Source organism: Hydrogenophaga sp. A37, assembly GCF_002001205.1.
GTDB lineage: Bacteria > Pseudomonadota > Gammaproteobacteria > Burkholderiales > Burkholderiaceae_C > Hydrogenophaga.
Map to the genome: position 1 here is coordinate 1 of NZ_MUNZ01000079.1, position 11534 is coordinate 11534.

An 11534-nucleotide genomic window follows, 5' to 3' on the forward strand; every position below is an offset into this window, starting at 1 on the left:
GCTGTGGGGGCGGTCTGTGCCAGGGCGGGCAGGGCGGCGCCCAGAGCAAGGGCCAGCAGCAGCGGGCGGAGCGGGAAGGGGGTCTGTGGTCGCATTCGCCCATTGTAGGCACGGGCCACCGGCGCAGGGCGCCGCCTGGCATTTGGATTCCCCCACAATTGCGCCATGTCCGAACAAAAAACGCCCACCCCGAGCCTGTTGCTGGTTGACGGCTCCAGCTACCTCTACCGCGCCTTCTTCGCTGGCGGCGAAGCCATGAGCACCACCTTGCCCGATGGCACGGTGCAGAAGACCGGCGCCATCCGCATCATGATCAACATGATGCAGAAGCTGCTCAAGGACCACCCTTTTGCCTACGGCGCCTGCGTGTTCGACGCCAAAGGCGGCACCTTTCGCGACGTGATCTACCCCGAATACAAGGCCCAGCGCAGCCCCATGCCCGACGACCTGCGCAGCCAGATCGCGCCGATCCACGAGGTGGTGCGCTTCATGGGCTGGCCGGTGCTCGACGTGCCCGGCGTGGAAGCCGACGACGTGATCGGCACCCTGGCCGTGGCCGCTTCGCAGCAGGGCATGAACGTGATCATCTCGAGCGGCGACAAAGACCTGGCCCAGCTGGTGAACCAGCACATCACCATCATCGACACCATGAGCGGAAAAGTGCGCGACCTGGCCGGGGTGGAGAGCGAGTTTGGCGTGCCCGCCCGCCTGATGCTGGACTACCAGATGCTGGTGGGCGACCAGGTGGACAACGTGCCCGGCGTGCAGGGTGTGGGCCCCAAGACCGCCGTGAAACTGCTGCAGGAATACGGCTCGGTGGACGCCCTCATGGCGCAGGCCGACCAGATCAAGGGCGCCGTGGGCGAGCGGCTGCGCAAGGCGCTCGACTGGCTGCCCACCGGCCGCCAGCTGCTGACCATCAAGACCGACTGCGACCTCAATGGCTGGGTGCCCGACATGCCCTCGCTGGAGGCCATCCGCATCGGCCAGCCCCAGACCGAACCGCTCAAGACCTTCTACGAAACCTACGGCTTCAAGGGTCTGGCCAAGGCGCTGGGCGGCGGCGAGCCCCCGTCTTTACCCTCTACACTCCCTCGCCCCTCCGGGGAGAGGGCCGGGGTGAGGGGCGAGCCCACCAACGACCTCTTCAGCGAAGCCGAAACCGCTGAGGCCAGCGAAGCGCCCACACCTTCCAGCACCCCTGGCTACGACACCATCCTCACCTGGGAGCTCTTCAACACCTGGCTCGCCAAGGTCGAAGCCGCCGAGCTCGTGGCCGTGGACACCGAAACCACCTCGCTCGACGAAATGGTGGCGCAGATCGTCGGCATCAGCTTCAGCGTGACCCCCGGCGAGGCCGCCTACATCCCGCTCATGCACGCCGGCCCCGACGCCCCCGAGCAACTGCCGCTGGCCGAGGTGCTCGCCCAACTCAAGCCCTGGCTCGAAAACCCTTTGAGGCACAAGCTCGGCCAGCACATCAAATACGACCGCCACGTCTTCGCCAACCACGGCATCGAGGTGCAGGGCTATGTGCACGACACCATGCTGCAAAGCTATGTGCTCGAAGTGCATAAACCCCACGGCCTGAGCAGCCTGGCCGAGCGCCACCTCGGCCGCAGCGGCATCAGCTACGAAGACCTCTGCGGCAAGGGCGCGCACCAGATCCCGTTCGCTCAGGTTGACGTGGCCAAGGCGGCCGAATATTCGTGCGAAGACTCTGACCAGACGCTCGACGTGCACCGCGCCCTCTGGCCCCAGCTCGAAGCCGACGCCAAGCTCAGGTTCATCTACGAGCTCGAAATCGCCAGCAGTGAAGCGCTCTACCGCATCGAACGCAACGGCGTCTTGATCGACGCGCCCACGCTCGCCAAACAAAGCCACGAGCTGGGCACGCGCATCTTTGCGTTGGAGCAGGAGGCGTATGAAATCGCCGGTCAGCCCTTCAACCTGAGCAGCCCCAAACAGCTCGGCGAAATCTTCTTCGACAAGCTCGGCCTGCCGGTCATCAAGAAAACCGCCACCGGCGCGCGCAGCACCGACGAAGAGGTGCTGGAAAAACTGGCTGAAGACTACCCACTGCCCGCCAAGATCCTGGAGCACCGCGGCCTCTCCAAACTCAAGGGCACCTACACCGACAAGCTGGCCCAGCTCGCGCTGCCGCGCACCGGCCGCGTGCACACCCACTACGCGCAGGCCGTGGCCGTGACCGGGCGCCTCTCCAGCAACGACCCCAACCTGCAGAACATCCCCATCCGCACGGCAGAAGGCCGTAAGGTGCGCGAAGCCTTTGTGGCGCCCGCCGGCAGCGTGATCGCCAGCGCCGACTACTCGCAGATCGAACTGCGCATCATGGCCCACATCAGCGGCGACGCGGCCCTGCTCAAGGCCTTTCAGGACGGCATCGACGTGCACCGCGCCACCGCGTCTGAGGTGTTCGGCATCACGCCCGCCGAGGTCAGCAGCGAACAACGCCGCTACGCCAAGACCATCAATTTCGGCCTCATCTACGGCATGGGCACCTTCGGCCTGGCCAAGTCATTGGGCATCGAGAACGCTGCCGCCAAGACCTACATCGACCGTTACTTCGCGCGCTTCTCCGGCGTCAAGCAGTACATGGACGACACCCGCGCCCAGGCCAAGGCCCAGGGTTATGTGGAAACGGTTTTTGGCCGCCGCCTCGTGTTGCCCGGCATCCAGAACGAAAAGGGCGCCCGCCTGGCCGGTCTGGAGCGCCAGGCCATCAACGCGCCCATGCAAGGCACGGCGGCCGACCTCATCAAGCTCAGCATGGTGGCGGTGCAAAAGGCGCTGGACGAGCAGCAGCGCGGCACCAAGATGATCATGCAGGTGCACGACGAATTGGTGTTCGAAGTGCCCGAGGCGGAAGTGGACTGGCTCAAGACCGAAATCCCGCGCCTGATGGCGGGTGTGGCCGAACTCAAGGTGCCGCTGCTGGCGGAGGTGGGGGTGGGTGCGAACTGGGATCAGGCGCATTGAGCGTTGCTGAGAACGCCGCGTAGGCGACGACCCAATCTGCTGGGGCAATGCGCATGTTGGTCCGTTTCGCGCACAGTGCCCACATCCGGCAGATGTTGATGAGGTCGACCGGGGCGAGGACCTGGCGGCATTCCCGCAACTGACAATGTCAGCCGTCTCGAAGCCGTGCGATGCAACTGTCCATCCGGCCGACAGCGATCTCTGGCATATGTCATTTTTTTCACGACTCGCCCGTTTTTTTTTCAGGTTCTGTTGCTCCTGAATGGCTGAGGCTGAAAACGATTGCACAATTTATTGGATGTGCGCCCACAACGGGTGCGAGATGGCTCTGAAGGCAAAAAGAAGAAATGAACATGGATTTTGTGAAAGAGCATCGTCACGGCTGGGTGCAGTCCAGCTTCGCTTTGATGTTGGTTCTGCTGTTGGCAGGCTGCGGCGGAAACGATCCCAACAAGGCCATCGGCGAGAGTGAGGCTGAGGCGGTGGCAGTGCCCAACGCTCAGTTGAACGCACAGTCCTTGGCCGAAGCAGAGTCCCAAGCACTCCAGGCAGACGCTTCGGTGCCCTTGGAGAGCCTGCCACCCGGCAGCATTGCCCCCAAGGTGGCCTACACCTCGGGCGCCATCGCTCGCAAAGCTGCGTTGGTGGGCACCTTGGCCTATCGCTTTTACAACGCCAGCAACGGCGCTCACCTCTACACCATCAGCACCACCGAACGCGACGAGTGGGTGGGCAACTCCTCGTTCACTCTGGAGGGCCCGGCCTTCTCGGTGGCCGCTTCTTCCTCGCCCGGTCTCTCTCCGGTGCACCGCTTTTACAACGTCCGAAACGGGGCGCGCTTCTACACCGCCAGCGAGACCGAGCGTGCCAACGTAGCCGCCACCTTGCCGCACTACAGATACGAAGGAGTGGAGTACCACGCCAGCCAAGTGGCTGGTACCGGCCTGGTACCGCTCTACCGGTTCTATGTGCCGAGCAAGGAGTTTCACTTCTACACCGCCGACGAGGCTGAGAAGGCCTACATCCGTGCCAATCTGAGCGATGTCTACAGCTACGAAGGCATTGGCTACCACGTGCTTTCCACCCAAACCACTCCCGAGGACCCCCCCGAGGCCCGCGTTATCAAACACCCAGGCGTTGGGCTCACCCTCTCGGATCTCCAGACGCTCAAGGCGAACGTCGATCAGGGCAGGGAGCCGTGGAAGTCTGGGTTCAATAATCTGGCCAACCGTCCCAACGCCAGGATCACCTACGCAGGGCGTGGTGGCCCGTTCGCGAAGGTGAGCCGCGCCCCCGACGAGAATCTCAATGCTTGGCGCAGCGACATGGCCGCGATCTCGGACCAAGCACTGATGTGGTATTTCACTCAGAACGAGCGATACGCGAAGACTGCAAAGTGGCTGCTGCTTAGGTGGGCCACCACCCACGTTGAGTTTTCAGGTCGCGAGTCCATGCTGGATCTGGGCGACTACGCTGCCGCGTTCGTGGGCGGTGCGGAAATCCTGCGCAGCACCTACCCGGGCTGGACGGAGGCAGACACGGCGACCGTCAAGACGTACTTCAAGAACGTCCTGATTCCGGCAGCGAATCCCTATGGCGAAAGCATGTTCGGCGCAGCCAATAAGGGCTCACTGTCCCTCGTCGCGTTGGGGCTGATGGCGATCTACAACGACGACGCTGAGTTGCTGGACAAGGTTGTCTATCAGACGCGCACGCTCGCCCATATCGGGTTGCGAAATTCCAATGACATCGGCATGCTCGGCGATTACCTTCGCGACCAGGGGCACGCCCATGGGCAGCTCGCGTCACTGACCATGCTGGCCGAGGCGCTCTGGAGCCAAGGCATCGACATTTATTCCGACTTTGACAACCGCCTGCTGGCGGCGGGTGAGTATTGGGCGAGGGTGAACGAGTTCGTCCCCACGACAGCCCTTCCTTTCGGCACCACCGATCGCTACTACACCTCTGACGTCACCAATCGCGGCTGGGACGGCGCCAATCGCGGGAGCGTGGCGCTCACTCAGCTCTATGGCGCCTACGTCCTGCGCAAAGGTATCCAGGCACCCTTCATCGCTCAGAGGCGCCTTGGGACGTCCGTGGGCGGCACCGCCTTCTTGTTCCTCAAGGAGTCCGACACCTCGAAGGCGACGCCCCCGCCGCCGCTGCCCATTCCTTCGGCCACCTCGATCACCTCGGGGTTCAGCAGTGCTGACATCGGGGGTCCCAGCCAAGCCGGCGCGGCCACATACGCCGCCGGAAAATGGAACGTGGCCGGGTCAGGCTGGGGTATCTGGGACGCACTCGACAGCTCCCACTTCGCCTACAAGGCCCTCACCGGCAACAGCACCATCATCGCGAAAGTCGAGTCGGTCGAGAACACCCATCCGTCCGCAATGGCGGGCGTGATGATGCGCACAAGCCTGGAGTCAGGCGCTCCGCGCGCCTGGATGGCGATCAATAGCAACGGTCAAGCCTTACAGAACATGACGAAACTGGCGGTGTATGGCAGCTCGAACTACGCAAACAAGGCATTAACCAATGGGAGCTCTGGGCCCATTAACTGGGTGAAGCTCGAGCGCATCGGGAACATCATCACCGGCTACATTTCTCCCGATGGCACCAATTGGGCAGCCACCAATGTTGGCCGCATCAACGCGCCGGTTCCGGACACCATCTATGTCGGATTGGTGACCACGTCGGTCACAAGCAAGCTAAACAACAGCGTCTTCAGCAATGTCCAGATCACCGGCGGCGACGGTGGTGCGCCGATCGTCATCCCCGCAGCGCCCGCCATGCTGCTGGCCTCGCCGGGCGATGGTGCCGTGCCGCTGCGCTGGCAGGCGTCCTTCGGTGCCACCAGCTACACCGTTCACCGCTCCACCTTCAGCGGTGGTCCCTCCGAGACGATCGCATCGGGCGTCAAGGGCAGTAGCTACACGGACACGTCAGTGACCAATGGCACCACCTACTACTACACCGTCACGGCGACCAACGCCACTGGAACGAGCGGTAGTTCTCCCGTGGACAGCGCCACACCGCGTTAGAGGGTGAACGTCGCCACCGGCGGCATCGCAAACGACAGCGGGAGCACGAGCGGCGCCATGAGGGCCTTCGACCGGAACACGGGGGACGGGATGGTTCTACAAGGGCACGACCGGCTGGCTGCGGTATGACCTCGGTCACACGGAGCGCGTCCAGCGCTATGCCATCCGCAGCGCCAGCGGCCAGGTCCCTCGCGATCCGAAGGACTGGCAATTCCAGGGCTCCAGCGACGGCGCCACCTGGACAACGCTCGACACGCAAAGCAACCAGGCCTTTGCCCGACGCTTCGAGTTGAAGACCTACGTGATCGCGAATCCCAGCCTCTATCGTTACTACCGACTCAACGTCACAGCCAACAACGGCGACGCCGTCTTCACGGATCTTGGCGAATTCGAGCTGCTCGTTTCCAGGCCGCAGTGAACCCGATACTCGATTGACGTCGGGAGCCAGTGAGCAACTGGGCGTGCCGTGGTTGCCCAGACATCCGACCTGACGTTGCGTGACCTTGGATCGAGTGCGTCGGAGGTGTCCGGACCCTGTTTTCGCCGACAGCACCACCTTCGGGTTCGGTGCGGCAGGCTGGTGCGGTTTGATTCGATCTTCCCTGGGGCCGCCCCACCACATGCACGTCGCCCGACTGCGAGGTCACGCGCACTCTCTTCGCGCCGCGTCGAGCAGGCGGTGCGGTTTGGGCGGGGGGTTGGCCGCGTCGCAGACGGTCAGCAGGCTCAGCCCCCACACGCCGCCCAGGCATCCGAGAAACTGCAGAATGGGCTCGGCCTGGTTCATGACGCCTCCCTGTTGGCTGGTCTCATGGCTGGTTGCGCGGCCATTGGAGCCGCGGTGCGGCGTGGGTCGCCAACCTGAAATTCTGCGGGCGTTGGCGAATCAAAAATGCCCGAACCGTGATGCCGACCATGCCGCCATTCGCAACTTCGACGGCTTCTTTGTCCCACTTCAACCAGGAGATTTCCTTGTTCAATACCGATCTGATCACCGACAGCCAGGCCTTGCTGGACGCCAGTGATGTGAACAACCAGCCCTCGCGCCGCACGGCCCTCAAGGCCGCGCTGGGTGTGGGTTACGCCGCTGCGGCGATGCCCATCATGGCGCAGACGGCCATCAAGACGCCGGCCGATGGGCTGACGGCGGGCGAAGTGATGATCGATGTGAACGGTTTCAAGATGCCGGCCTACCGCGCGGCGCCCGCGGGCAAGACCGGGCTGCCGGTGGTGTTGGTGCTCTCGGAGATTTTTGGTGTGCACGAGTACATCGCCGACACGGCGCGTCGCTTCGCGAAAGCGGGCTACCTGGCTATCGCGCCCGAGCTGTTCGTGCGTCAGGGCGACGCGCAGAGCTATGGCGAGATGGCCAAGCTGATGTCCGAGGTGATTTCCAAGGTGCCCGACGCGCAGGTGATGGCCGATCTGGACGCCACGGTGAAATGGGCCGCGGCCAACGGCGGCGACACCAGCAAGCTGGGCGTGACCGGCTTTTGCTGGGGCGGGCGCCAGGTGTGGCTCTATGCCGCGCACAACCCCAACGTGAAGGCGGGCGTGGCCTGGTACGGCCGCCTGGTGGGCCAGGCCAGCGAGCTGAACCCGAAGCACCCGGTGGACGTGGCGGCCAAGCTGAGCGGGCCGGTGCTGGGCCTGTATGGCGCGGCCGACACCGGCATCCCCCTTGACACGATTGATAAGATGAAGGGCGTTTTGGCTGGCGGCAATGCGGCGGCCAAGGCCTCGAGCTTTGTGGTGTACCCGGATGCGCCGCACGCCTTTCACGCCGACTACCGACCGAGCTTCCGCAAGGAGGCGGCCGAAGACGGCTGGAAGCGGGCGACGGCCTGGTTCAAGCAGCACGGCGTGGCCTGAACGGGCCGCACGGTATGCCACGCAGGGCCGCGAAAGCGGCCCTTTTTTCTGCCCCTTTGACGGGCGCGGGGTACCCGTCAAGGGGCCCTTGACGAGTACCTTGGAACAAGAATGATCCTGTTGGCGATCTTGATCGGAACCGTGGCGGCCGGCGTGGGCAGCGTCTGGCTGGCCGCATTGCTGAGCTTTGCCATGCTGGCGCGCTTCACCCAGCACATGCTGAGCCTCGCGGCCGGCGCCTTGCTGGCCACGGCCTTCATGCACCTGCTGCCCGAGGCCTTCGAGAGCCAGGCCAGCGCGCAAGAGCTGTTTGCCATGTTGCTGGCGGGGCTGGTGTTCTTTTTTCTGCTCGACAAGGCCGAGCTCTGGCACCACGGCCATGAGCACCACCAGGGTGATGCCCCTGCCGCCGCGCACGGTCACGACCACGGTCATGCCCATGCACACGCTCATGCACACGCCGCGCATTCGGGGCACGCGCACGCCTCAGGCCACGCTGAACCGCGCTCGGGTGGCTGGGCGGTGCTCGCAGGCGACAGCGTGCACGCCTTTGGCGACGGCATCCTGATCGCGTCGGCCTTTGTGGCCGACATGCGGCTCGGTGTGGTCACCGCGCTGGCGGTGCTGGCCCATGAAGTGCCGCACCACATGGGCGACCTGGTGGTGCTGCGCCAGACCTCGGGCACGCACCGCGCCGCCCTGGTGAAGGTCTCGCTCGCGGGCACGGTGACGGCGCTGGGCGGGCTGGTGGGCTACTTTCTGGTGGCGCAGCTGGAAGACTTTCTGCCGTACTTCCTGGTGGCGGCGTCCAGCAGTTTTGTCTATGTGGCACTGGCCGACCTGATTCCGCAACTGCAGAGGCGGTTGGGCTTGCGCGAGACGGCCGCGCAGATCGCCTGGCTGCTGGTGGGCATTGGACTGGTGACCGTGGTGAGCGGTCTGGCGCATTAGAAACACCCCTGCCGCGCTTCGCGCGACCCCCTCAAGGGGCGGCACTGGCCGTCCGGCAAAGCCGGCCCGGCGGTGCCCTTGGTTGGGCTTCGTTCAGTCGACTGTTGGACGACCAAAAGAAAACCAGAAGCTCGCTCCCTTGCCCACCGCGCCTTCGCCGCAGATGTGGCCACCGTGGCGTTCGATGATGCGGCGCACCGTGGCCAAGCCGATGCCGGTGCCCTCAAATTGCAGGGGCGAGTGCAGCCGGGTGAACGGCTGAAACAGGCGGTCGGAATGCGCCATCTCGAACCCGGCGCCGTTGTCGCGCACACAAAACGTCGGTGCTTCGCCGGGCGGGGCGCTGATCTGTGACAGCTCGATGCGAGGGTGAGTCTCCTGGCGGGTGTACTTCCAGGCGTTGCCGAGCAGGTTTTCCAGCACGATCTGCGCCATGCGGGGGTCGCAATCGGCCATCATGCCCGGCGCAATCACCACCTCGACCTCGCGCGCCGGGTCGCGGTGGCACTCCTGGCGCAGCACGTCCTGCGCGAGTTGGCTCAGGTTGACCGAGGTGCGTTGCAAGGTGCTCTGGCTCACGCGCGCCAGTGCCAGCAGGTCGGTGATGAGGCGGTTCATGCGCGCCACCGAGCCCGCCACGCGCTGCAGCAGGTCTTCGTCGTCCGGGGTCAGGCGGTCGGCCATCTGTTCCTGCAGCAGGTGCATGAAGCCGTCGATGGAGCGCAGCGGCGACTTCAGGTCGTGCGAGACCGTGTAGGCGAAGGCGTCGAGCTCTCGGTTGAGGTACTGCAGCTGTTCGGTGCGTGCCGCCACGCGCTGCTCCAGGGTGTCCTGCAGCTTCTGGATCTCGCGGTCGCGCCGAAGGCGCACCAGCTCGGCGTTGCAGCGGCTGGCAAAGATGGTGAGCAGGGCGCGGGTGTCTGCATCGGTGGCTTGCCGGTGGCCCCAGGTGGCGACCAGCAGGCCGATGGCGGTGCCGTCTGGGTCGCGCAGGACCATGCCGGCCAGGGCCTGTACCCGGTCCGGGTCGAAGGGCGGGGTGTCCAGGCGCTGGGAGGCCGTGCGGATGTCTTCCACCAGCAGGTCCTGGTGCGGCAGGATGCGCGCGTAGGTGGTCTGGTCAAGGCTCAGCGTCCGGTGGGGCCGCAGCTCGCCGTCGCACAGCAGGGCGAGGGTGTCGAGTTGCTGGTGGTCGGCGCTGAGTTCGCCGATCACGACCCCATGGGCCCCGACGGCCCGGGCCAGGCGCTCCGCCAGCGAGAGGAAGAAGGCTTCACCGGTGGCCGACGAGACGCCCTGGGCCACGTTCATCAGCAAGGCCCGCTGGCGCTTTTCTTCGGCCACGTTGATCGTGAAGGTCAGCGCGCAGGCCTCGCCATCGAGCTCGATGGATTCGGCCCACATCCGGACATCCACCTCCTCGCCCTGTTTGTTGCGCATGCGGGTTTCATAGCCCAGCAGCTGGCCGTCCTGACGCAGCTGCCGGGTGTAGTCGTCGCGGTCGGCCGGGCTGAGCCAGGCGCCGATCTCCAGCGAGGTCTTGCCCGCGCAGTCGGCTTGGCTGTAGCCCAGCACCCGCTCGTTGGCGGCGTTGGTTTCCATGAAGCGGCCGTCGGACATCCGCGTGATGCTCATGCCCAGCGGGCTGAAGTTGAACGCCTTGGAGAACCGCTCCTCCGATTTCTGCAGGGCTTGGCGCGCCCGTTCCTCCACGCTGATGTCGATCACCATCACGAAGAGCAGGCGCTCGGGCCCGTTCTGCACCACCTCGGCGTACATCAGGGCTTCGAACAGGCTGGCATCGCGCCGCCGTCCCAGGGTTCGCATGCCGCGCACACGGCCATGGGCCTTGAGTGCCGCGCGGAAGGTCTTGTCATCGGCGGGCTTGGCCCAGAGGGTGGGCGGGGGCTTGCCGAGCATTTCCTGGCGGCTGAAGCCGCTCATGTCGGCATACGCATCATTGACGTCCACCACCATGCGGGTGTTGAGCGACTGCACCAGGCAGGCGGCGGGGTTGCCACGGAAAAGGGCCCTGAAACGTTCTTCGCTGGCGCGCAGATCGGCTTCGGTCTCCAGGGTCTGGTTCAGGCTGTCCGCCAGGCGGTGGTAGGCCTTCATGAGGCGGTGGCGCCCGAAAAACACGCTCACCAGAATGGTGGCGATCACCGAGGTGTGCACCAGCCAGACCGCCCAGCCCATGCGCATGCCGGCGGGCACGAAGATGCCGCGCTGCTCCAGCCAGTTGAAGAGGCCCAGCACGAGGGTGCAGTAAACACCCACGGCGATCATGCCCTGGCGGGGCAGGAAGCTGCCGGCCAGCACCACGGTCGCCATCATGGCGATCACCGCGCTGCTGCGCACGCTGCCGTCGAGCGCCGTGGCCAGTGTGGTGCCCAGCAGCATGCTGCCAATCAACGCGTAGGTCACCAGCCGTATCTGGCCGTGGCGAAACGGCAGCCACAGCGCCCAGAGCACGACGGAGAGCAGCGCGATCACCACGACCACCCGGGTCGCGCCGTCGCGCAGGAACACGGCGGTCGCGATCGAGGGCGCGGCCACGCACAGGGTCAGCAGCAACGCGCGCACGGCCTGCTGCTGGTGACGTTCGATCACGCCCGTCTGTCCCGGGGCCAGTGGGTCGTCGGTGAGGATGGAGTTGTCCATGGG

General features: G+C 65.1%; 8 protein-coding genes. 5 read left to right on the forward strand and 3 right to left on the reverse strand.

Going from position 1 to position 11534, the window contains the following annotated elements; all coding sequences use genetic code 11:
* Window positions 1-165 precede the first annotated feature (165 nt).
* From polA to B0E41_RS27495, 3 genes are all read left to right on the forward strand, one after another.
* Window positions 166-3000: a DNA polymerase I gene (gene polA / locus B0E41_RS06705; RefSeq protein ID WP_077330220.1), complete on the forward strand. Its 2835-nt coding sequence runs from the start codon at window positions 166-168 to the stop codon at window positions 2998-3000.
* 347 nt (window positions 3001-3347) lie between these two features.
* Window positions 3348-6044: an alginate lyase family protein gene (locus tag B0E41_RS06710; RefSeq protein ID WP_253194655.1), complete on the forward strand. Its 2697-nt coding sequence runs from the start codon at window positions 3348-3350 to the stop codon at window positions 6042-6044.
* A gap of 118 nt (window positions 6045-6162) precedes the next feature.
* Window positions 6163-6462: a discoidin domain-containing protein gene (locus B0E41_RS27495; RefSeq protein ID WP_253194666.1), complete on the forward strand. Its 300-nt coding sequence runs from the start codon at window positions 6163-6165 to the stop codon at window positions 6460-6462.
* 225 nt (window positions 6463-6687) lie between these two features.
* Here the strand turns inward: B0E41_RS27495 and B0E41_RS27055 are convergent, their stop codons facing one another.
* Together B0E41_RS27055 and B0E41_RS27060 are read right to left on the reverse strand one after the other, a co-directional pair.
* Window positions 6688-6831 carry a hypothetical protein gene (locus B0E41_RS27055; protein ID WP_171984691.1) on the reverse strand — a complete coding sequence of 48 codons (144 nt, stop codon included), beginning with the start codon at window positions 6829-6831 and terminating at the stop codon, window positions 6688-6690.
* 22 nt (window positions 6832-6853) lie between these two features.
* Window positions 6854-7024 carry a hypothetical protein gene (locus tag B0E41_RS27060; RefSeq protein ID WP_171984690.1) on the reverse strand — a complete coding sequence of 57 codons (171 nt, stop codon included), beginning with the start codon at window positions 7022-7024 and terminating at the stop codon, window positions 6854-6856.
* Here B0E41_RS27060 and B0E41_RS06715 point away from each other — a divergent pair.
* Window positions 7017-7916, forward strand: coding sequence for a dienelactone hydrolase family protein (locus B0E41_RS06715; RefSeq protein WP_077330222.1), 900 nt, complete (start codon window positions 7017-7019; stop codon window positions 7914-7916). The genes B0E41_RS27060 and B0E41_RS06715 overlap by 8 nt on opposite strands.
* A 111-nt stretch (window positions 7917-8027) precedes the next feature.
* Window positions 8028-8867, forward strand: a complete 840-nt coding sequence (locus B0E41_RS06720) for a ZIP family metal transporter (protein ID WP_077330224.1) — start codon at window positions 8028-8030, stop codon at window positions 8865-8867.
* A gap of 93 nt (window positions 8868-8960) precedes the next feature.
* On the opposite strand, the gene B0E41_RS06725 is transcribed toward B0E41_RS06720, so the two are convergent.
* A complete protein-coding gene (locus B0E41_RS06725) occupies window positions 8961-11531 on the reverse strand; it encodes a PAS domain S-box protein (protein ID WP_077330226.1) in 2571 nt (856 codons plus the stop codon).
* Between the last annotated feature and the right edge of the window lie 3 nt (window positions 11532-11534).

Excerpts from the sequence above, each read along its gene's own strand:
- polA (WP_077330220.1), top strand. The coding sequence starts at position 166 with ATGTCCGAACAAAAAACGCCCACCCCGAGCCTGTTGCTGGTTGACGGC.
- B0E41_RS06710 (WP_253194655.1), top strand. The coding sequence starts at position 3,348 with ATGAACATGGATTTTGTGAAAGAGCATCGTCACGGCTGGGTGCAGTCC.
- B0E41_RS27055 (WP_171984691.1), bottom strand. The coding sequence starts at position 6,831 with ATGAACCAGGCCGAGCCCATTCTGCAGTTTCTCGGATGCCTGGGCGGC.
- B0E41_RS06720 (WP_077330224.1), top strand. The coding sequence starts at position 8,028 with ATGATCCTGTTGGCGATCTTGATCGGAACCGTGGCGGCCGGCGTGGGC.
- B0E41_RS06725 (WP_077330226.1), bottom strand. The coding sequence starts at position 11,531 with ATGGACAACTCCATCCTCACCGACGACCCACTGGCCCCGGGACAGACG.